General features: G+C 69.3%; 19 protein-coding genes. 10 read left to right on the top strand and 9 right to left on the bottom strand.

Annotated elements, in window-relative coordinates; genetic code table 11:
* Positions 1–2 precede the first annotated feature (2 nt).
* The 4 genes from ACVFYP_RS09940 to ACVFYP_RS09925 form a co-directional block, all read right to left on the bottom strand.
* On the bottom strand, positions 3–293 hold the full coding sequence (locus ACVFYP_RS09940; RefSeq protein WP_499200012.1) for a hypothetical protein: 291 nt from the start codon (positions 291–293) through the stop codon (positions 3–5).
* Between the two features lie 5 nt (positions 294–298).
* A complete protein-coding gene (locus ACVFYP_RS09935) occupies positions 299–610 on the bottom strand; it encodes a hypothetical protein (RefSeq protein ID WP_499200011.1) in 312 nt (103 codons plus the stop codon).
* 94 nt (positions 611–704) lie between these two features.
* Positions 705–2,747, bottom strand: coding sequence for a sodium:solute symporter family protein (locus ACVFYP_RS09930; protein WP_499200010.1), 2,043 nt, complete (start codon positions 2,745–2,747; stop codon positions 705–707).
* Between the two features lie 4 nt (positions 2,748–2,751).
* Positions 2,752–3,057, bottom strand: a complete 306-nt coding sequence (locus ACVFYP_RS09925) for a DUF4212 domain-containing protein (RefSeq protein ID WP_499200009.1) — start codon at positions 3,055–3,057, stop codon at positions 2,752–2,754.
* Positions 3,058–3,205: 148 nt separating this feature from the next.
* Here ACVFYP_RS09925 and ACVFYP_RS09920 point away from each other — a divergent pair, with 148 nt between their 5' ends.
* The 5 genes from ACVFYP_RS09920 (at position 3,206) to ACVFYP_RS09900 (ending at position 9,825) form a co-directional block, all read left to right on the top strand.
* On the top strand, positions 3,206–3,814 hold the full coding sequence (locus ACVFYP_RS09920; RefSeq protein WP_499200008.1) for a hypothetical protein: 609 nt from the start codon (positions 3,206–3,208) through the stop codon (positions 3,812–3,814).
* 258 nt (positions 3,815–4,072) lie between these two features.
* A complete protein-coding gene (locus ACVFYP_RS09915) occupies positions 4,073–5,743 on the top strand; it encodes an MFS transporter (protein ID WP_499200007.1) in 1,671 nt (556 codons plus the stop codon).
* Between the two features lie 222 nt (positions 5,744–5,965).
* A complete protein-coding gene (locus ACVFYP_RS09910) occupies positions 5,966–6,769 on the top strand; it encodes an enoyl-CoA hydratase (RefSeq protein WP_499200006.1) in 804 nt (267 codons plus the stop codon).
* 93 nt (positions 6,770–6,862) lie between these two features.
* Positions 6,863–8,503, top strand: coding sequence for an acyl-CoA synthetase (locus ACVFYP_RS09905; protein ID WP_499200005.1), 1,641 nt, complete (start codon positions 6,863–6,865; stop codon positions 8,501–8,503).
* Between the two features lie 290 nt (positions 8,504–8,793).
* Positions 8,794–9,825: an amino acid ABC transporter substrate-binding protein gene (locus ACVFYP_RS09900; protein ID WP_499200004.1), complete on the top strand. Its 1,032-nt coding sequence runs from the start codon at positions 8,794–8,796 to the stop codon at positions 9,823–9,825.
* Between the two features lie 19 nt (positions 9,826–9,844).
* Here ACVFYP_RS09900 and ACVFYP_RS09895 read toward each other — a convergent pair whose 3' ends face one another.
* The 3 genes from ACVFYP_RS09895 to xseA are packed head-to-tail and all read right to left on the bottom strand — an operon-like array spanning position 9,845 to position 12,875.
* Positions 9,845–10,591 carry an SDR family NAD(P)-dependent oxidoreductase gene (locus ACVFYP_RS09895; protein WP_499200003.1) on the bottom strand — a complete coding sequence of 249 codons (747 nt, stop codon included), beginning with the start codon at positions 10,589–10,591 and terminating at the stop codon, positions 9,845–9,847.
* Positions 10,592–10,596: 5 nt separating this feature from the next.
* The gene (locus ACVFYP_RS09890; protein ID WP_499200002.1) at positions 10,597–11,412 is read right to left on the bottom strand and encodes a M23 family metallopeptidase; all 816 of its coding nucleotides are present in this window, start codon (positions 11,410–11,412) and stop codon (positions 10,597–10,599) included.
* Positions 11,409–12,875 (bottom strand): exodeoxyribonuclease VII large subunit, encoded by a 1,467-nt coding sequence (gene xseA / locus ACVFYP_RS09885; RefSeq protein WP_499200001.1) that lies wholly within the window; start codon positions 12,873–12,875, stop codon positions 11,409–11,411. Before xseA ends, ACVFYP_RS09890 begins: the two co-directional genes overlap by 4 nt.
* Positions 12,876–12,930: 55 nt before the next feature.
* Here xseA and purD point away from each other — a divergent pair, with 55 nt between their 5' ends.
* The 3 genes from purD to ACVFYP_RS09870 all read left to right on the top strand — a co-directional run bounded on the left by purD (position 12,931) and on the right by ACVFYP_RS09870 (position 16,181).
* Positions 12,931–14,202: a phosphoribosylamine--glycine ligase gene (gene purD, locus ACVFYP_RS09880; RefSeq protein ID WP_499200000.1), complete on the top strand. Its 1,272-nt coding sequence runs from the start codon at positions 12,931–12,933 to the stop codon at positions 14,200–14,202.
* A gap of 82 nt (positions 14,203–14,284) precedes the next feature.
* Positions 14,285–15,175: a 16S rRNA (adenine(1518)-N(6)/adenine(1519)-N(6))-dimethyltransferase RsmA gene (gene rsmA / locus ACVFYP_RS09875; RefSeq protein WP_499199999.1), complete on the top strand. Its 891-nt coding sequence runs from the start codon at positions 14,285–14,287 to the stop codon at positions 15,173–15,175.
* 40 nt (positions 15,176–15,215) lie between these two features.
* Complete coding sequence (locus tag ACVFYP_RS09870) at positions 15,216–16,181, top strand: D-2-hydroxyacid dehydrogenase (protein WP_499199998.1); 966 nt, start codon at positions 15,216–15,218, stop codon at positions 16,179–16,181.
* A gap of 85 nt (positions 16,182–16,266) precedes the next feature.
* Here the strand turns inward: ACVFYP_RS09870 and ACVFYP_RS09865 are convergent, their stop codons facing one another.
* Positions 16,267–16,653, bottom strand: coding sequence for a PH domain-containing protein (locus tag ACVFYP_RS09865; protein ID WP_499199997.1), 387 nt, complete (start codon positions 16,651–16,653; stop codon positions 16,267–16,269).
* An 11-nt stretch (positions 16,654–16,664) separates the two neighbouring features.
* Entirely contained in the window at positions 16,665–17,399 is a 735-nt protein-coding gene (locus ACVFYP_RS09860; RefSeq protein WP_499199996.1) for an alpha/beta fold hydrolase, read from the bottom strand.
* Positions 17,400–17,581: 182 nt separating this feature from the next.
* On the opposite strand from ACVFYP_RS09860, the gene ACVFYP_RS09855 reads away from it, so the two are divergent.
* Positions 17,582–19,765 (top strand): DEAD/DEAH box helicase, encoded by a 2,184-nt coding sequence (locus tag ACVFYP_RS09855; RefSeq protein ID WP_499199995.1) that lies wholly within the window; start codon positions 17,582–17,584, stop codon positions 19,763–19,765.
* A 168-nt stretch (positions 19,766–19,933) separates the two neighbouring features.
* A complete protein-coding gene (locus ACVFYP_RS09850) occupies positions 19,934–21,148 on the top strand; it encodes an acyl-CoA dehydrogenase (protein WP_499200471.1) in 1,215 nt (404 codons plus the stop codon).
* The last annotated feature ends 294 nt before the right edge of the window (positions 21,149–21,442 follow it).

Raw genomic sequence — 21,442 nt, 5'->3', positions numbered from 1 at the left:
CCTCACCCCAGGCCGAGCAGCAGCAGCACACCCGCGCCGCCGAGCCAGACCAGCATGGCGGTGGGCAGCGAGGCGCCGAGCCGTTCCGTGATGGCGGCCGGCAGCGCCGCCAGGAGCAGCGTGGCGGTCGAGACCATCAGGCTGGCGCCGTAGAAGACGATTTCATTGGTCGGCGGCAGCAGTTCCGGCAGCCAGACCGGATGCAGCGCCATCATCACCGGCAGCGCCGGGCTGACCAGGCCATTCATCAGGCACAGCCCGACCACGGCGACGAAAAGGTTCTGCGGGGTCATCGCGATCAGCCGGGCGGGGTGATGCGCGGGCCGAGGCCGGCGGAGAGCATCAGCACGCCGGCCACCAGGCGAATGCCGAACAGCCAGCAGGCGGCGACCAGCGGCAGGAAACGCGCATGGACATAGGAGGGCACGGCGCGGCGTGCCAGCCAGACGGCCCAGCCCGTCAGCAGCCGGAAGCCGCGCCAGATGTAGTTCGCGCTGTCCTCCGGCACGATGACCTGCATCATGAAGCGCGCGAGGCAAGCCCAGGCGGTCAGCGCCAGGACATAGAGCGGAATCCAGAAGCCGAGATGGTCGGTGATGAAAGGCTGCATCGGCAGCAATGGTCCTCGGGCCAAAGGGCTTGATACAGGAAGGGCGGCCACGTTGCCGCGGCCGCCCCTGGGTCTCGACGCCGGAACCCCAGCGTTACTCGACGGCTTCCCGCCGGTCCACCAGGCGAACACCGCCCTTCGGAATGCGGATGTCGTCGATGAAGTCCTGCATCGCCTGGCTCGGCGCCGTGGTGAACTTGGACACCAGCCAGATGGTGAGGAAGGAGAGCGGCACGCCGACGATGCCGCCCGAGATGTTGTTCAGCGTCCAGAGCCGCGCCACCGTCCGGCCGCGCAGAACCAGGCTGTCCGTCGTCAGGATCAGCTGGCCGAACCAGGACAGGACGCCATCCGTGATCTGGCCGGCATTCGCCACCAGCGCGGCGGCATAGGCTTTCAGCTCCGGATCGGCTGCGGGCAGCGCCGCGGTCTGCCGGGCCGCGGCCAGGATCGCCTCCTTCGAGCCGAAGACCTCGACGAAGGACAGGCCGTAGAACTCCGTCCAGATCAGGTAGCCGACGGTGAAGCCATAGCCCACCGCCATGCCCCAGCAGGCGGCGGCATTCGTGGTGCGCTTGTACCAGACGCCCATCACCAGCGCGGCGAACAGGCCGGCGGCGGCGATGGAGAAGGCCCAGGCGACCAGGAACAGGATGTCCGCCCCCGCATTGCCCGCCGTCCAGGCGGCCAGGATCGCCACCAGGATGAGCAGCACGCGGGAGATGATGAGCCGCTTCGCGGTCGGCGCATTGCGGTCGATCATCTTGTAGTAGACGTCATGCGACAGCGCATTGGCGAGCGCCAGCAAAAGCCCGTCGGCGGTGGAGAGCGCGGCCGCCAGGCCACCGGCGGCCACCAGCCCCGCGATCACATAGGGCAGGCCCGCGATCTCTGGCGTCGCCAGCACGACCACGTCCGGATGGATGCGGAATTCGCCCCATTGCACGATGCCGTCGCGGTTGACGTCGACGATGTTCACCCACGGCACGCCATAGGGCGAGACGATCTGCCAGTTCCTGATCCACTCCGGCAGCGCCGCGATCGGCTGGCCGATGACGGTCTGGTAGATCTCGAGCTTGCCGAAGGCCGCATAGGCGGGGGCGGTGAAGTACAGCAGGAAGATGAAGAACAGCGACCAGGCCACGCTCTGCCGCGCCTCACGCACCGAAGGCGTGGTGAAGTAGCGCATCAGGATATGCGGCAGGGCGGCGGTGCCGACCATCAGGCAGAAGACCAGCGCGAAGAAGTTGAAGGCGGCGGACCAGGAGAAGGCGCCGTTGGCGCCGATGAAGGGCGCCGTGTGCCAGCCCGTGACCCCGGGCGGCGGGATCATCCCCGCGGCGCGGAAGCCCTGTTCCAGCCCCTCGATCCGTTCCAGCGCGAAGCCGTACATCAGCTGCGGCACCGGCACGCCCGTGACCTTCACGGACATCAGCACCGCCGGCAGCAGATAGGCGATGATCAGGATGATGTACTGCGCCACCTGCGTCCAGGTGACCGCGCGCATGCCGCCGAGCATGGAGCAGACCAGGATGCCGGCGAGGCCCAGGAACACCGCCGTGAGGAAGGACACTTCCAGGAAGCGCTGGGTGATGATGCCCACGCCGACGATCTGCGCCACGACATAGACGAAGGAGGCGGTGAGCAGCACGATCACGCCCAGCGACCGCGCGATATTCCCGCCAAAACGCGCGCCGAGAAAATCCGGCACGGTGTACTGGCCGAACTTGCGCAGATAGGGCGCCAGCAGGATGGCCACCAGCATGTAGCCGCCGGTCCAGCCCAGGATAAAGGCGAGGCCGCCATAGCCGAGCGCGTAGAGGCTGCCCGCCATGCCGATGAAGCTGGCGGCGGACATCCAGTCGGACCCCGTCGCCATGCCGTTGTAGATCGCCGGCACCCGCCGCCCGGCCACGTAGTATTCGGCCACCGCCGCGGTGCGGCTGATGATGCCGATATAGGCGTAGACGCCGATGGTCAGGACGACGAAGAGGTAGCCGATGATCTTGTCCGGCACGCCCATCTGCTCGAGGATCGCGAGCAGGATGACGAAGACGGCGAAGCCGCCGGTATAGCCGGCGTAGATCTTGCCGAGGCTGGAGATGAAGGGGTCCTTGCCCCCCGTGCTGGTGGACATGGCCTCAGTCCTCCTGCACGCCGAATTCCTCGTCGATCTCGTTCTGTCGCTTGGCGAACCAGAAGAGGCCGACGACGAAAATGATGAGGCTACCCTGCGCGGCAAAGTAGAAGCCCAGCGGGAAGCCCAGGATATGGATCGGGTTCAAGGCGGTGGCAAAGAAATGAACCGCGAATCCGGCGATGAACCAGATCCCCATCACGGTCCACATCAGGGCCGACGTCTTTTTCCAGTAGGCTTCACCATTCACGCGATCGGTGGCTGCCACCCGGGCGCCTTGCCGAATCTCGACATCCTCCACCAACGGCATCCGCTCTCTCCCCGTCATGTCTCCGGCCATCCCGGTGACAACTTGGTACGACGCCCAGGCGCGGGCGTGAATTTTTCGTTGTTAAATCGGCTATCACGTGTCTGGTCCGTCATGCAACATCGTTGCGTTTCAGGGAGGAGAAAGACCGGTGCTGGCATGGCTGCGACAACGCCTGGCGGCGGTGCCGTCGGATGATCCGGACGGTTTCGCCCGGTTCCTGGAACGCCAGGCGGCCTTCGTCGCGCAGAAGACGGTGATCGATTACTGCCGGGTCAAATCCGGCCGGAACGAGCGCCAGACCTTCGCCGACCCGGATTTCCAAGCAGCGCTGAGCCACTGCCGCTGGCAGACCTTCGCCGCCACGGTGGGCGATGTGACGGCCCTGGCCGAGGCCTGGCTGCGCCCCCACGCACCCGGCGCGGAACCCAGGCTGGCCGAGGCCCTCGCCCGGATCGGCGGCGACATACTGGCCCGGGCGGAGGTTCCGGCCGCCGAGCGCGCGGCGCTGGATGCGGAGGCCGCCGGCCTGGCCCGCCACCTCGCCGCGCGGCAGGACAGCCCGCCCGCCAGCGCGGACCGTCTGCCGCTTCTGGCCGAAGCGCCCTTGCTGGCCACCCTGCCGATTCACCCCGATCAGCGGGTGGGGGAGACGCCCTCGATCCGCGGCGCGCTGCGCTTCCACATCGTCTCGACGCAGCAGGAGATGGAGCGCGGCTTCGATCCGGCGATGCTGACGCAACGGTTGCTCGCCGCCTGATACCGCAACGCAAAAATGAATAAAGAGCAATACGTTACGATGTCGTCTTCCAGTTTTGTCTTTATGGATGCGAATTAACCTTCACCCCGCTTGACCTGTATACGCTTGCCATCGGTAAGCTCGAGACCGGCCGGGTTCGACCCGGGCGCGGGCCTTGCTTAGTGACGCAACAATAACGAATGGCGGGCGGCGGTGTCCGCGCGGGAAGGATGGGGGATGTCTGCATCAAGCGCTGCGGCCAGCGAGGCCGCGCGACCAATGTCACCTGAGGAGCGAAAGGTCATCGTCGCCTCCTCGCTCGGTACCGTCTTCGAATGGTACGACTTCTACCTCTACGGATCCCTGGCCGCCGTCATCGGCGCCAACTTCTTCAGCCAGTACCCGGAAGGCACGCGCAACATCTTCGCGCTGCTCGCCTTCGCCGCGGGCTTCCTGGTGCGACCCTTCGGCGCCCTGGTCTTCGGCCGGCTGGGTGACCTGGTGGGGCGCAAATACACCTTCCTGATCACCATCGTGATCATGGGTGCCTCCACCTTCATCGTCGGCATCCTGCCCACCTCCGACCAGATCGGCATCCTGGCGCCGATCATCCTGATCATCCTGCGCATGTTGCAGGGCCTGGCGCTGGGTGGCGAATACGGCGGTGCCGCCACCTACGTCGCGGAGCATTCGCCGCACGGCAAGCGCGGCTTCTACACCAGCTTCATCCAGGTGACGGCGACGGCCGGCCTGTTCCTGTCGCTGCTGGTCATCCTGGCCACGCAGACCGCGGTGGGCGACGAGGCCTTCCGCGCCTGGGGTTGGCGCGTGCCGTTCCTGGTCTCGATCCTGCTGCTCGGCGTGTCCGTCTGGATCCGGTTGCAGATGGAGGAAAGCCCCGCCTTCCGGAAGATGAAGGAGGAGGGCTCGGGCTCCAAGGCGCCGATCAGCGAGGCCTTCGGCCAGTGGAAGAACGCCAAGGTCGCGCTGCTGGCCCTGCTCGGGCTGGTGATGGGCCAGGCGGTGGTCTGGTACACGGGCCAGTTCTACGCGCTGTTCTTCATGGGCCAGGTGCTGAAGGTGGACCCCTTCACCACCAACATGCTGATCGCCTGGTCGCTGCTGCTGGGCTCCGGCGGCTTCATCTTCTTCGGCTGGCTGTCCGACAAGATCGGCCGCAAGCCGATCATCCTGGGCGGCTGCCTGATCGCGGCGCTGACCTATTTCCCGCTGTTCAAGCTGATGAGCGCGGAGGCCAATCCGGACCTCGCCCGCGCGCACCAGACGATCTCGGTCCAGGTGGTGGTGGACAAGGCGAGCTGCTCCTTCCAGTTCAACCCGACCGGCACCGCCCGCTTCACCCAGCCCTGCGACGTGGCCAAGGCGGCGCTGGCCCGCGCCTCGGTCAATTACACGGTGGAGGAAGCGGCCCCCGGCACGGTTGCCGGCGTGCGCATCCAGGGCGCGACGCCGATCATGGCGAACAGCCCGACCTTCGCGCGGGATCTCGGCGCGGCGCTCACGGCGGCGGGCTATCCGGCGGCGTCCAACCCCTCCGTGGTGCGGATGTCGAGCGCGGTCGACATCTTCCGGGAACAGCCGGCGGTGCTGATCGGCATCCTGACGCTGCTCGTGATCTACGTGACCATGGTCTACGGCCCGATCGCCGCGGCCTTGGTGGAGCTGTTCCCGACGCGAATCCGCTACACCTCCATGTCCCTGCCCTACCATATCGGCAATGGCTGGTTCGGCGGGCTGCTGCCGGCGACCAGCTTCGCCATGATCGCGCAGACCGGCGACGTGTATTACGGACTCTGGTACCCGGTGGTGATCGCGCTGATCACGGTGGTCATCGGCGCCTTCTTCGTGCCGGAGACCAAGGACCGGGACATCTTCGCGACCGAGAACGACGCCCGCGCGGCGCGGGACGCGGCGGCGCTGCGGCGCTGACCGGGGCTTCCGCACCGGTCTGAATGGCGCCGGCGGGGCAACCCGCCGGCGCTTCCCGTTTCGGGCGGGGTTCCCGGCCGCCGGCCAGCGATGGCAGAGTTGCACGACACGCCGGGCGAAGCGCAGGCTGCCGGTCGGCGCCATGCCGTAGAGGGGGACATCCAAACCATGCCGATCAGCCGCGCAGCTGCACCGCGCCGCCGCCCCGGCGGGGCCTGAGCCATGCCGGACGGCACCGCCCCCCTTCTGCTGCGCCAGGATTGCGAGGGGGGCGTCGCCCGCCTGACCCTGAACCGGCCGGACAGCCGCAACAGCCTGTCCTTCGCCATGCTCGGCGCGCTGCGCCAGGCGCTGGAGGAGATCGCCCAGGACCCGCGCGTCTGTGTGCTGGTGCTGGCCGCCGCCGGCCCGGTCTTCTGCGCCGGCCATGACCTGCGGGAGATCACCGCCCATCGCAATGACGAGGATGCCGGCCGCGCCTTCTTCGACGCCGCCATGCGCCGCTGCGCGGAGGTGATGCAGGTCATCACCGCCCTGCCCCAGCCTGTGATCGCGGAGGTGCAGGGGGTGGCCACCGCCGCCGGCTGCCAGCTTGTGGCCACCTGCGACCTGGCGGTGGCCAGCGAGGCGGCCGCCTTCTGCACGCCGGGGGTCGATATCGGCCTGTTCTGCTCCACCCCGGCCGTCGCCCTGTCCCGCGCCGTGGCGACCAAGCCGGCGATGGAGATGCTGCTGACCGGGGCCATGGTGCCGGCGGCGGAGGCCCATCGGATCGGGCTGGTGAACCGCGTGGTGCCGGCGGCGGAATTGTCGGACGCCGTCATGGCGCTGGCGCGGCACATCGCCGATCGCAGCGCCCATGCGGTGCGCCTCGGCAAGGCCGCCTTCTACCACCAGCGGGAACTGCCCCTGGCGGAGGCCTATGTCCATTGCGCGGCGGTGATGACGGAAAACCTGATGGCGGCGGATGCGGAGGAGGGTATCGGCGCCTTCCTCGGTAAGCGGAAGCCCGTCTGGGATCGCTGAGTTGCCGTGGATCATTGTCCTGCCGGCGCGTCCTCCTGTTCTTTGGGTGGCCTGATCCGCCCCGCGCCCACGAAAATCCCGAGGAATCCGAGAATGGCTGCCACCGATTACGACGCCCTGCCCCGCACCCCGGCGAACCACCAGCCGCTGACGCCGCTGCTGTTCCTGGAACGCGCCGCCCTGACCTTCCCGGATCACCTGGCGGTGGTGCATGGCGCGACGCGGCGCAATTATCGCGACCTGCGCGCGCGCTGCGTGGCGCTGGCCGATGCGCTGACCAAGCGGGGCGTGACGCGGGGCGACACGGTGGCCGTGCTGCTGCCGAATATCCCCGCGATGCTGGAATGCCATTACGGCGTGCCGATGGCCGGCGCCGTGCTGAACACGCTGAACACACGGCTGGACGCCGGCACCATCGCCTATTGCCTCGACCACGGGGAGGCGAAGGTGCTGGTGGTGGACCGCGAATTCGCGCCACTGGCCCGCATGGCGCTGACCCAATGCGCGGTGAAGCCGCTGCTGGTGGAGGTCGATGACCCGGAGGCCAGCGCCGCCGCCCGGGCCAACCACCTGGAGGGTGCCGTCGATTATGAATCGCTGGTGGCGGAAGGCTCGGCGGATTTCGCGTGGAAGCTGCCGGGCGACGAGTGGGATGCGATCTCGCTTAACTACACCTCCGGCACCACGGGGCGGCCGAAGGGCGTGGTCTATCACCATCGCGGCGCGCAGCTGCTGGCGATCGGCAATATGCTGTCCGCCGGCATCGGCAAGCATCCGGTCTATCTCTGGACGCTGCCGATGTTCCATTGCAATGGCTGGTGCTTCCCCTGGTCGATCACCGCCCAGGCCGGCACGCATGTCTGCCTGCGCGCGGTGCGCGGCAATGCGATGTGGGCGCTGATGGCGAGCGAGGGCGTGACGCATATGTGCGGCGCGCCGATCGTCATGGCGACACTGCTGGCGACCGCCGAGGCCGAAAAGAAGCCCCTGCCGCATCAGGTGCAGTTCGTCACCGCCGGCGCGCCGCCGCCCGAAGCCGTGCTGGGCGCGATGAAGGAATCCGGTTTCGCCGTCTGCCATGTCTATGGCCTGACCGAATGCTACGGCCCCTCCGTGGTGAATGAATGGAACCATGCCTGGGACGCGAAATCCGCCCAGGAGCAGGCGGCGCTGATGGCGCGCCAGGGCGTGCGCTACATCGCGCTGGAGGGTCTGACGGTGATGGACCCCGACACGATGGCGCCGATCCCCGCCGATGGCGTGACGATGGGCGAGGTGATGATGCGCGGCAATGTGGTGATGAAAGGCTATCTGAAGGACGCCGCCGCCACCGAGAAGGCTTTTGCCGGCGGCTGGTTCCACACGGGCGATCTCGCGGTGACCTATCCGGATGGCTACATCCAGCTCAAGGATCGGTCCAAGGACATCATCATCTCCGGCGGCGAAAACATCTCCTCCATCGAGGTGGAGGATGCGCTCTACAAGCACCCGGCCGTTGCCGTCGCCGCTGTGGTGGCAAGGCCCGATGCGAAATGGGGCGAGACGCCCTGCGCCTTCATCGAGCTGAAGCCGGGCGCGACGGCGACGGCGGAGGATCTGATCGGCTGGTGCAAGGATCACCTCGCCAGCTTCAAGGTGCCGCGCCACGTGGTCTTCGCCGAACTGCCGAAGACCAGCACCGGCAAGATCCAGAAGCACATCCTGCGCACGCAGGCGCGTGAAGGCGCGGTGTGATTTTTCCCTTGCGGCGCGGCAGCGCCGCAAGGCAAGCTTTCCACAGTCGTCAACAACCGAAAGGAGGTGATCCAGTGTCTCATGGAATGCAGGCGGGCGCCGGGTCCGCGGGCTGGATCATTGCCACCGCCACAGCGGGGGCGAGTCACTAGCCTCAAGGCGGCGACGCCACATCACCCATGCCAAAAGGCCCCGGCGGAGCGATCCGCCGGGGTTTTTCTTTGCCAATTGACAGGACTCCCCGGGCGGCGTGACGATCCGCCATCGCATAAAAATGGGGGCTTCAATCAATGTCTTGGGCACGGGGCCTTTCGGCCGCGTTGGTCGCCGCTTGCGCGACCTTCTTCCAACCCGCACCGGCTGCCGCCGGGCCAACGCTGGACGCGATCCGCGCGCGCGGGCTGCTGGTCTGCGGCATCCATACCGGCGTCGCCGGCTTCGCGCTGCCGGACAGCCGCGGCGAATGGCAGGGCATGGATGCGGATCTCTGCCGCGGTGTCGCGGTGGCGATCTTCAACGATCCCACCAAGGTGCGCTTCGTCGCGCTGTCTTCCTCCACCCGCTTCACGGCGCTGGGCTCGGGGGAGGTGGATGTGCTGTTCCGCACCTCCACCCAGACCATGCTGCGCGACGTCACGCTCGGCCTGCGCCATGCCGTCACCTATTTCTATGACGGCCACGGCTTCATGGTGCGCAACAACCTCGGCGTCTCCAAGGTGTCGGAGATGCGCGGCGCCACCATCTGCCTGATCCAGGGCACGACGAATGAGCAGGTGACGGCGGATTACTTCCGCAGCATCAACGTGCCCTTCAGCCCGGTGCTGTATGAACGCACCGACCAGGCCGCCGCCGCCTTGCAGGCCGGGCGCTGCGACGCCTTCGGCACCGATGCCTCCCAGCTCGCCGGCGTGCGCTCCGCCATGCCGCGCCCGGCGGATTGGACCATCCTGGATGAGCGCTTCTCGAAGGAGCCCTATGGCGCCTATCTGCGGCGCGGCGATGACGAATGGTTCGACCTGGTGCGCTGGTTCACCTATGCGGTGATCGAGGCGGAGGAGCAGGGCGTGACGCGCGCCAATGCGGAACAGATGCGCCGCACCAGCGTGAACCCCAATACGCGCCGGTTGTTGGGCGTGACTCCGGAACTCGGCCAGTCGCTGAAGCTGGACCCAGCCTGGGCCTATAATGTGGTGCGCGCACTGGGCAATTATGGGGAGCTGTATGACCGCCACTTCGGTCCGAGCACGCCGGTGAACCTGCCGCGCGGGCCGAACCGGCTCTGGACCGAAGGCGGGTTGATCTACGCGCTGCCGTTGCGCTGACAATGGATGGCGGCGGATTCTAGACCCCGCCGCCATCCACCACGAAATACTGCGCCGTGACCATGGCGCTGTCATCCGCCGCCAGCCACAGCACCATCCGCGCGAGATCCGGCGGCATCACCTTTCGCTTCAGGCACTGCTTCGCCATGTGCCGTTCCACCGCCTCCGGCGTCGCCCAGAGCGCCTCCTGGCGTTCCGTGAAGACCCAGCCGGGCACCACCTCATTCACCCGGATGCCGTCCACGCCGAGGTCGCGCGCCAGGCCGCGGGTCAGGCCGCGCACGGCGGATTTCGCGGCCGTATAGGCGGGCATGCCGCCCTGGGCGCCCATCCAGCTCACGCTGCCCATATTGATGATGGACCCCGCCCCCGCCTTGCGCATGGCCGGCGCCACGGCCTGGGCGCAGAAGAACATGTGGCGCAGATTGGTCGCCATGCGCTCGTCCCAATAGTCGGGCTCCACGGTTTCCAGACCGTGGCGGTCGTCGCGCGCGGCGTTGTTCACCAGCACCTGCACCGGGCCGAGCAGATTCGCGACATGGGCCATGGCGGCCCGCAGCGCTTCGATGTCGCGCAGGTCGCAATGGACGAACAGCGCGCCGGTTTCCGCCGCCACGCGTTGGCCGCCGGCATCGTCGAAATCCAGGAAGGCGACGCGCGCCTGCTGGGCGGCGAATTGCGCCACCACCTCCGCCCCGATGCCGGAGGCGCCGCCCGTTACCAGCACAACCTTGCCGGCCAGCGACGGATAGGTCGCGAAGATCATGCGGGTCATCCTTGTTCACGCGGCAGAAGCGGCTGCGGGTCGAGGAAGGTCTGATACCAGGACAGCGAGAAATGCAGATGCGGCCCGGTGACGCGGCCGGTCGCACCCATCAGGGCGATCCGGTCACCTTGCGCCACCACGTCGCCCTCCCGCGCGATACGCTGCGAGAGATGCATATAGAGCGTGTTCACGCCGTGCCCATGATCCAGCACCAGGATCTGCCCCGCAAAATAGAAGTCGCCGGAAAGTGTCACACGGCCCGGCAGCGCGGCCGTGATGGGCGAGCCGGTGGGCGCCGCCACGTCCAGCCCGTAATGCGGCTGGCGCGGCTGGCCGTTCAGGATGCGCTGGCTGCCGAAGACGCCGCTGATGCGGCCGCGCGCCGGCCAGGCCATTGGCGCCATGAAGCCGGTACCCGCCGTGTCCAGCGCCCGCGCGGCGGCGAGTTGGGCGCGTTCCGCCGTGATGCGCGGCAGGGAGGACTGATCCGGCGTCACCATGGCGCCTGGCAGGCCGGTGATGCGCTGCACGTCCCAGTCCCGCTTGGCCACCGGCAGGCGCATCTCCTCCCGCCGCCCATCGGGGTAGGTGATGGACAGGGTGGCACTGGGGTCGTGGTCGCGGCCGAAGCCGAGCGCGAAATAGCCCTCGGGCGAGACCCTCACGGCGCGCCCATCCAGCATCAGCCGCGTATTGGCCGGCGCCTGGCCGCGCAGCAGCCCGCCCTGCGCCGGGACGCCGTTCCAGGTCAGCGCCTGCGCTGCAGCCTGACGCGCCAGCAGCACAGCGGGGGCTGCCAGAAGAAAACGACGTGCAATCACAGCAATGTCTCCTGCGTCGGCGGGGCCTTGGGCGCGCGGCTGCGTTTCGGCGCCTCGCCACCGGCCGTGGCGCCCACCTCTCCATCGGCGAAGGCGATCGAGAGTTTCGCCCCCGGCGCCACCTGGGCCGCCCGGGTCAGCGCCTGCCCCTGCGCGTCGCGCACCAACGAAAAGCCGCGCGCCAGCACGGATTGGTAGGACCCGGCCTCCAGCCGCGCCGAGGCCCCGGCCAGCCGCGCCGCCTTTTCCCGCAGCAGGGCGGCGAGCGGCGCGGCGGAGAAGGCCTGCAAGGCGCGGGCGCCCTGGGCGCGCTGCACCAGCCGGGCGAAGGCCGCGCCCTTGCGGCCTTCCAGCAGCGCCAGGGTGGCGCGGCGGGCGGCGATGCCGGCGCGGGGGTTTGGCATGGGCAGGCGGGCCAGCGAATCCCGCCGCCGGTCCAGGAAATGGCGCAAGGCGGGGGCGAGCCCCTCCCCGGCCTCGTCCAGGCGGCGGCGCAGGTCGGTCACGCGGGCGGGCACGTCCGGCAGGCGGCGTTCCAGCCGCAGCAGCACCGTCTCCGCCGCACGCAACTGCCGCGTCATGGCGCCGCGCAGCCGCGCCTCCCGCTGCGCCAGGTCGGCCAGCAGGTCGAGCCGCGCCGGGACCGCGAGTTCCGCCGCCGCGGTGGGCGTGGGCGCGCGACGGTCGGAGGCAAAATCGATCAGCGTGGTGTCGGTCTCATGCCCCACGGCCGAGATCAGTGGGATGGGGGAGGCCGCGGCGGCGCGCACCACCACCTCCTCATTGAAGGCCATCAGGTCTTCCAGGCTGCCGCCGCCGCGCGCCACGATGATGACATCCGGCCGGGGAATCGGCCCGCCTTCCGGCAGCGCCCCAAAACCGCGAATGGCGGCGGCGATCTTCTCCGCCGCGCCCTGCCCCTGCACCGGCACCGGCCACAGGATGATCCGGCGCGGGAAGCGGCGCAGGATGGTGGTGCGGATGTCCTGGATCACCGCGCCGGATTCGCTGGTGACCACGCCGATGACCAGCGGCAGGCGCGGCAGGGGCCGTTTCCGGTCGTCCTCGAACAGCCCCTCGGCCAGCAGCTTCTTGCGCAGCATCTCGATGCGGGCGAGCAGCGCGCCTTCGCCGGCGAATTCCAGGCGGTCGATCACCAGCTGGTATTTGGAACGGTCCGCATAGGTGGTGATGCGGCCGGTGGCGATGACCTCCACCCCATTCTCCGGCTGGATCGCCAGGCGCGGCACGGCGGTCTTCCAGATCACCGCCTCCAGCTTCGCATTCTCATCCTTCAGCGAGAGGTACCAGTGGCCGGAGGGGTAGCGCTTGGCCTCGCACACCTCGCCGCGCACCCGGACGCGGCCGAAGGCGCCTTCCAGGGTGCGGCGCACCGCGCCGGCGATCTCCGCCACCGCATATTCGGGGATGTTGCTGGGGGGGGCCTCGGGCGTCGTGTTCATCGGCGGACCCTATGCTAGGAGGCCCCCGACGCGAAAGCCGGGCGGGGATATCGTGATGCGGGTGCTGGTGGTGGGCGGCGGTGGCCGGGAACATGCGCTGTGCTGGGCGATCGCCAAATCGCCGCGTCTGGGCAAGCTGTTCTGCGCCCCCGGCAATCCGGGCATCGCCGAAGTGGCGGAATGTGTCGCCATCGGCGCGGAGGACAGTTCGGCGCTCGCCGCCTTTGCCGCGTCCCAGAACATCGACCTGGTGGTGGCGGGGCCGGAGGCGCCGCTGACGCTGGGCCTCGCCGATGCCTGCGCCGCGCTGGGCATTCCCTGCTTCGGCCCCTCCGCCGCCGCCGCCCAGCTGGAAGGCAGCAAGGCCTTCTGCAAGCAGGTGGCCGATGCCGCCGGCGTGCCGACCGCCGCCTGGGCCCGCTTCGAGGATGCCGATGCCGCCCGCGCTTACCTGCGCGACAAGGGCGCGCCGATCGTGGTGAAGGCGGATGGGCTGGCGGCCGGCAAGGGCGTGGTGGTGGCCATGACCATGGCGGAGGCCGAGGCCGCCATCGCCGCCATCATGGAGGACCGCATCCATGGCAGCGCCGGCGCCGCCGTGGTGATCGAGGAATTTCTGGAGGGCGAGGAGGTTTCCTTCTTCGCGCTTTGCGATGGCACGGAAGCGGTGGCCTTCGGCGCGGCGCAGGACCATAAGCGCGTCGGCGATGGCGATACCGGCCCCAATACCGGCGGCATGGGCGCCTATTCCCCCGCCCCGTCTTTTACCGACGCCCTGCGGGACGAGGTGATGGCCCGCTTCATCCGACCCACCTTGTCCGAAATGGCGAAGCGGGGCGCGCCCTTCCGGGGCGTGCTGTTTGCCGGGCTGATGCTGACCGCCAGCGGCCCAAAACTCATCGAATACAACGTCCGCTTCGGCGATCCGGAATGCGAGACCCTGCTGCCTTTGCTGCGCAGCGACCTGCTGCCCGTGCTGCTGGCCGCCGCCAGCGGCAGCCTGGCGCGCACCGCGCTGGACTGGGAGTCGGCGCATAGCCTGGTCGTGATCCTGGCCGCCGAGGGCTATCCCGGCACACCGCGCCGGGGCACCGAAATCCGCGGCCTGGACCGCGCGGCCGCGATCCCCGGCGCGCGGGTGTTCCATGCCGGCACGGTGCGGGACGCGGCGGGCGTGGTGCGGGCCAATGGCGGGCGGGTGCTGGCGGTGCAGGCCAGCGGCGCGACGCTGGCCGCCGCGCGGGACGCCGCCTATCGGGCGGTGGATGCCATCGACTGGCCCGAGGGTTTTGGGCGGCGCGACATCGGCTGGCGGGCGCTGGGCTGAAAACCTTGTCCGGGGCCGCCGCGCGGCGCAGAAGCGTGCCTTCGGCCGGATCATCCCCACAGAGCAGCGTGGCCCTTTTTCCATGACGACCACCTCCTCCGATCCCCTGCCCCCTTCGGGCCTGCCACCCCTTCCCTCCCTGCGCGACACCGTCCGGGAGTACGGGCTGGATGCCCGGAAGTCGCTCGGCCAGCACTTCCTGCTGGACCCGGCGGTCTGCGCCCGCATCGCCGCCTTGGCCGGTGACCTCACGGGACGGCAGGTGCTGGAGGTGGGGCCGGGACCCGGCGGGCTGACGCGCGCGCTGCTGGCGACGCCGGCCGCCCATGTGCTGGCGGTGGAGTTGGACCGGCGGGCGATCGCGGCGCAGCAGGCGCTGGCCGCGCATCACCCCGGACGCCTGACGGTGCGGGAGGCGGATGCGCTGGAGATCGATGCGCTGGCCGAGATGCCGGCGCCGCGCCGCATCATCGCCAACCTGCCCTATAACGTCGCCACCCCTTTGCTGGTCGGCTGGCTGCGCCAGGCCTCGGGCATCGAGGGCATGACCCTGATGTTCCAGCAGGAGGTGGCGGAGCGCATCTGCGCCGCGCCGGGCAGCGATGCCTATGGCCGACTCGGCGTGCTGGCGCAGTGGCGCTGCCGCGCGACCTTCCTGCTCAGCCTGCCGCCCGGCGCCTTCACCCCGCCGCCCAAGGTGTACTCTGCGGTGGTCGGGCTGACCCCGCATGCCGAGGACCCCGGACCGGCGCTGTTCGCCGCCATGGAACGCACCACCGCCGCCGCCTTCGGCCAGCGCCGCAAGATGCTGCGCGGGGCGCTGAAGACGCTCGGGAATGCGGAAGCGCTGCTGGAGGCCGCCGGAATCGCCGGGGACCGCCGGGCGGAGACGCTGGACATCGCTGAATTCGACCGGCTGGCGCGCGCGCTATTGGCGCGCGGGCAGGCAGACGGGGTTGCGCCCCCGGCCTGAGGCGGGTTTTGTCGCGCCCTCAATCCAGGAGAAACGCGCCATGCTGCCCCCCGATGACCAGCTCACCCTCTGCTTCGCCCATGTCGCCTACCGTTTCGGCGAGAGCTACGCGGCGCGCGGCGGCAAGCTGAAGCATTTCGAGGTCCGCAGCCTGGAGGAGCTGGAGGCGAGGCTGCCGGAGGCCGATGTGCTGCTGGTCTCCGGCATGTGGCGCAATCACTTGGCCGCCAAAGCGCCGCGGCTGAAGTTCATCCAGTCGATCAGCGCCGGCGTCGACCAATATGACAAGGCGGTGCTCGGCGGCGCGGGCATCCGCCTCGCCTCCGCCCAGGGCGCCAATGCCAATGCGGTGTCGGAGCATGCGATCTCGCTGATCCTGGCCATCACCCGCCGCCTGCCGGAAGCCCGCGACAACCAGGCGAAGCAGCATTGGCGCGGCATGATCGGCGATCTGAGCCGCCGCGAGGATGAACTGGGCGGCAAGACCCTGCTGGTGGTCGGCATCGGCCGCATCGGCGGGCGGTTGGCCCGGCTGGCCAAGGCCTTCGACATGAAGGTGGTGGGTCTGCGGCAGGACCCGTCCAAGGGCAGCGAGGGGGCGGATGAGATCCATGGCATGGACCAGCTGCATGCCCAGCTCGGCCGCGCCGATATCGTGGCGCTGACCTGCGCGCTGACGCCGGAGACGCGCGGCCTGATGAACGCCGCCGCCTTCGCCGCCATGAAGCCAGGCGCGACGCTGGTGAATGTGGCGCGCGGCGCGGTCTGCGACGAGGCGGCGCTGATCGCGGCACTCGCCTCCGGCCAGATCGGCAATGCCGCGCTGGATGTGACGACGGAGGAGCCGCTGGCGGCGGCCAGCCCGCTCTGGGCCATGCCGAACGTCTTCATCACGCCGCATACCGGCGGTGAGACGCGGGCCTATGAGGGGAATGTGCTGGACCTGCTGGAGGCGAACCTGCCGCGGCTGCGGGCGGGGGAGAAGCTGGTGAATCAGGTGGTGTGAAGAGGGGGGTTGGGGCGGAGGCCCCCACCCCGACCCTCCCCCGCTCCGCGGGGGAGGGAGAAGAAAAAAGCCCTCCCCCGCGCCCTCAATCCAGATTCGTACTCGTCCTCGGCCGCGCGCTGGCGTTCCACGCCGCGCGGATTGCCTCGCTCACCGCCACCGGGTCGGGCACGCCGCGCAGCACGTGGGACTCATCCGTGCGGCCCTCGGTCGCCTTGATGACCACATCGCCGATGCCGAGCATGCGATGCCAGATCGCCTGTTTCGAGACCACGTCGCGGATGCGGAACACCTCCACGTCGTCGCGCAGCTTGGTCCAGAAACCCTGTTCGATGATGACGCGCTCCGTCGTCACGCGGATTCGCTGGCGGCCGAGGAAGGGCAGGCCCAGCATCAGCACGGCCAGCCCGCCCCGGACCAGGCCGAAGGAGCGCTTGGTTTCGCGCGTCACCAGGATATCGGTCTCGGCCATCGGCAATCCTCTCAGGGATATTCATGCTGCGGGGGGATGATGGCGGTATCAAGCCAGTCGAGCAGCAGGGCGGTCACGGCGGCGGGGTCTTCCATCGGCGACAGATGGGCGCAGCCGGGCAGGATATGCAGCCTGGCGCCGGGAATCAGCGCCGCCATCTCCACCGCCAGTTCGGGCGGCGTCAGCAGATCGGCCTCACCCACCGCCACCAAGGTGGGCACACGGATGGTGGGCAGGTCCGGCCGGCTGTCGGGGCGGGCCAGGATGGCGCGCTGCTGGCGGGCGAAGGCCTCCCGGCCCACACGCTCCGCCATCTGTTGCACTTCCTGCCCCAAGGGGCCGTCCAGGTGGTCGGGGTGCAGCAATTGCGGCAGCAGCCGGGGGGTGACGCCGCGGAACTCGCCGGCGCGCGACAGGGTCAGCAGACCACGCCGGCGGCGGGCCTGTTCCGGCGTGTCCGGCCGCGCGGAGGTGTCGATCAGCGCCAGGCGGGCGATGCGGTGCGGCGCCTGGCGCATCACCTCCAGCGCCACATAGCCACCCATGGACAGGCCGACGAGCGCGATGGGCGAGGCCTCCGGCACCAGGGCCAGGGCGCGGGCGGCCATGGCGGACATCGTGTCGTCCTGCGTCAGGTCCGCCACCCGGTGGTCGAGGCCCGCCGGCAAGGCCGCCACCTGATCGCGCCACAGACGCGCATCGCAGAGCAGGCCGGGAAGCAGCAGAAGTGTCGTGGGGAGGGACATGCCGTGGTGCTAGGGCGGCGAAACCGTGCCGTCCAGCGCGGGAGAGGCGGCATCTTGCCTTGATTTCCGTGCCATAGCGGCGCATATGGCGTCCATCCCGCCCGGTCCCGCGAAGCGTCCAGTCTTGCGCCTGCGGGGCGCCCCCGCCGGATGCGCCTCCTGGTTCACCAGGAGTCGTGCAGGTGGCGGGCAGGTCCGAGGCAAGCAGAGAACCAAGCACGTTGAGCGATCATAGCGACGCTACGGCCCCGCGCGCGGCCGATACCGACCAGAACGACGCCGCGACAGCCGGCATCCCTGCGGGAGCCGAGGCCGTGGGGAAGGCCGCGCCCGCCCCGCGCAAGCGGCGCGCGCCGGCCGCGAAGACCAAGCCTGTCGCCACCGAGGACGCTGCCGCGGAGGCCCCGGCCAAGCCGAAGCCCAAGCCGCGCACGCGCGCCAAGGCCGCCAAGCCGGCGGCCGAACCGGAATTGCTGCCTCAGGCGGAGCCGGAGGCCGTGGCGGCTGTTGAGCCGGTCGTGGAAGCGGCACCTGTGATGGAAGCGGCGCCGGAAGCCGTTGCCGAAACGGCACCTGAGGCCGTCGCCGAAATCGTCGCCGAGCCTGTCGCGGAAGCGGCGGTCGAAGCCGTCGCGGAAGCGGCGGTCGAAGCCGTCGCGGAAGCGGCGCCGGAGCCGACCGAGGCCGAGTCGCAGGCGGCGGAAGAAGCCGCCAGCTGGGCCGCCGAGGAAGCGCCCCGCGTCACCTTCGCCGATCTCGGGCTGTCGGAGCCGATCCTGCGCGCCGTGGCCGATACCGGCTACCTGCACCCGACCCCGATCCAGGAACAGGCGATCCCGATCGTGCTGATGGGCCGGGACGTGCTGGGCTGCGCCCAGACCGGCACCGGCAAGACCGCCGGCTTCACCCTGCCGATGCTCGACATCCTGGCCGGGTCCCGCGCCAAGGCACGCATGCCGCGCAGCCTGATCCTGGAACCCACCCGGGAACTGGCGCTTCAGGTCGCCGAGAACTTCGTCAAATACGGCAAGTACCTGAACCTGAACCACGCCCTGCTGATCGGCGGGGAAAGCATGAACGACCAGCGCGACGTCCTGGAAAAGGGCGTCGACGTGCTGATCGCCACGCCGGGCCGGCTGCTCGACCTGTTCGATCGTGGCCGCATCCTGCTGGCCGATTGCAAGGTGCTCGTCATCGACGAGGCCGATCGCATGCTCGACATGGGCTTCATCCCGGATGTCGAGCGCATCGTCTCCTTCCTGCCGAAGCTGCGCCAGACGCTGTTCTTCTCCGCCACCATGGCGCCGGAAATCCGCCGCCTGGCGGATGCCTTCCTGCAGAACCCAAAGGAGATCACGGTCTCCGCCCCCGCCACCGTCGCCAAGACCATCACCACGGGCCTGGTCTGGGTGCGGGAACACGACAAGCGGGAAGCCCTGCGGCGGATGCTGAACAAGGAAGCGGTGCAGAACGCGCTGATCTTCTGCAACCGCAAGGTCGAGGTCGACATCCTCTACAAGTCGCTGAAGAAGCACGGCTTCTCGGTCGGCGCGCTGCATGGGGACCTGGACCAGTCGACCCGCTTCGCCACGCTCAACCGCTTCAAGGCGAATGAGATCCAGCTGCTGGTGTGCAGCGACGTGGCGGCGCGCGGCCTCGACATCGGCGGCCTTTCGCACGTCTTCAATTTTGACGTGCCCTTCCACGCGGAGGACTACGTGCACCGCATCGGCCGCACCGGCCGCGCCGGGCGCGAGGGCCATGCCTATTCGCTGGCATCGCCGGAGGATGCACGCTCGGTCGCCGCGATCGAGAAGCTGACCGGCATGCCGATCCCGCGCATGGAGGTCGAAGGTATCGACCCCGTGACGGCCGAGGAAATCGAGGAAGGCGCCAAGGCCAAGCGCGGCCGCGGTGGCCGCGGCGCCCCCCCGGCCCGCGATGCCGGCCGCGGTCGCGGCGGACGCGACGAGCGCCCCCGCCGTGGCGAGGCCCCGCGCCGCGACGGCGCCCCGCCGCCGCCGCGTGAGGCGGAAGCCGCGCGCCCGCCCCGCGAGGAACGTGCGCCCCGCGAGGAGCGTGCGCCGCGGGAGGATCGCGCACCGCGCGACGATCGTGGTCCGCGCCGGGATGCCGCGCCGCCGCCCGCCCGCGACGACCGCCGCCCCAGCACGCGCCGCGACCCCGGCCCGCGTGAGGCCCCGCAATCCATGGAAGCGCGGCGCGAGGAATTCCGCCGCGAACGCCGCGAAGACCGTGAGGCCGGCCCCTCGCCACTCGGCTTCGGCGACACCGTGCCTGCCTTCATGCTGCTGCCCCTGCCCCGGCCCCGCCGGGACCAGGCGTCGGAAGCCGAAGCCGCCTGACGGACCCGCGCGCGGTTGCCGGATGACGGCAGCCGCGCCAGATTGCCGACCACGGGCTGGCTATCGCGGGGCGTGCATCTGCGCGCATCCCCCCCATCTCCAGCCTTGCTTGATCGCGTGATGCTTCCATCCATCACGCTCTATCGCCCGCCCCGCGAGGAGGAAGCCATGAACGTCGTCACCCCGGTGCCCGCCCAGGCCGCCAAGACCAGCCAGTCCGCCTTCACCTGGGACGACCCCCTGCTGCTCGACCAGGCGCTGAGCGAGGATGAGCGGATGATCCGCGACGCCGCGCGCGACTTCTGCCAGGAAAAGCTGATGCCGCGGGTCCTCATGGCCAACCGGAACGAGCATTTCGACCGGGAGATCATGAACGAGTTCGGCGAGATGGGCTTCCTGGGCGCCACCCTCGACGGCTATGGCTGCGCCGGCGTGAACTACGTCTCCTACGGCCTGATGTCGCGGGAAGTGGAGCGCGTCGACAGCGGCTATCGCTCCGCCTTCAGCGTCCAGTCCTCGCTCGTCATGTATCCGATCCACGCCTTTGGCTCCGAGGAGCAGAAGCAGAAGTTCCTGCCGAAGCTGCGCACGGGCGAATGGGTCGGCTGCTTCGGCCTGACCGAGCCCGATGCCGGTTCCGACCCCTCCTCCATGCGCACCCGCGCCAAGAAGGTCGATGGCGGCTACCTGGTCTCCGGTTCCAAGACCTGGATCACCAATTCCCCCATCGCCGACGTCGCCGTGGTCTGGGCCAAGGACGATGAGGGCATCCTGCGCGGCTTCCTGCTGGAACGTGGCATGAAGGGCCTGTCCTTCCCCAAGATCGAGGGCAAGTTCAGCCTGCGCGCCAGCGTCACCGGCATGATCATGATGGACGAGGTCTTCGTCCCCGAGGAAAACAAGCTGCCGGGCGTGAAGTCCCTCGCCGGCCCCTTCTCCTGCCTCAACCGCGCCCGCTACGGCATCGCCTGGGGCGCCCTCGGCGCCGCCGAATTCTGCTGGCACGCCGCGCGTGACTACACCATGGGCCGCAAGATGTTCGGCAAGCCCCTGGCCCAGACCCAGCTCATCCAGAAGAAGCTGGCCGATATGCAGACCGAAATCACCCTCGGCCTGCACGCCGTGCTCCGCGTCGGCCGCCTGTTCGACGAACACAAGGTCGCGCCGGAAATGATCTCCCTGGTCAAGCGCAACAACTGCGGCAAATCCCTGGAGATCGCCCGCATGTCCCGCGACATGCACGGCGGCAACGGCATCGTCGACGAGTACCACGTGATCCGCCACGTCATGAACCTCGAGACGGTCAACACCTACGAAGGCACCCACGACGTCCACGCCCTGATCCTCGGCCGCGCCCAGACGGGCCTGAACGCCTTCGGCTGAAGCAGACGGGGGTGTCGCGCGGGTAGCTTGCAAGGAGGGCTCCGCCCTCCCTGCACCCTCCCGCCAAGGGGCAGTGGCCCCTTGGAACCCTTTGATTCATGAACGAAAAAGGAGAGGGGCCAGCGGAACCGCCGAAGAAGCGGTTCTTCCGGCCCCTCTCCTTTTTCGTTCAAGGTCCTGAGGTCCAGGAGGCCACTGCCTCCTGGCGGGGAGGGTGCGGGAGGGGCAGAGCCCCTCCCGCAATCACCCGCGCGACCACCCCGTTGCTGCGCCGCAGCATTCAGGGTTACGGTT

The organism is Roseomonas sp. F4, from assembly GCF_053891155.1.
The sequence above is the reverse complement of the archived record's forward strand: the minus strand, read 5'-3'. Positions and strand labels throughout refer to the sequence as shown.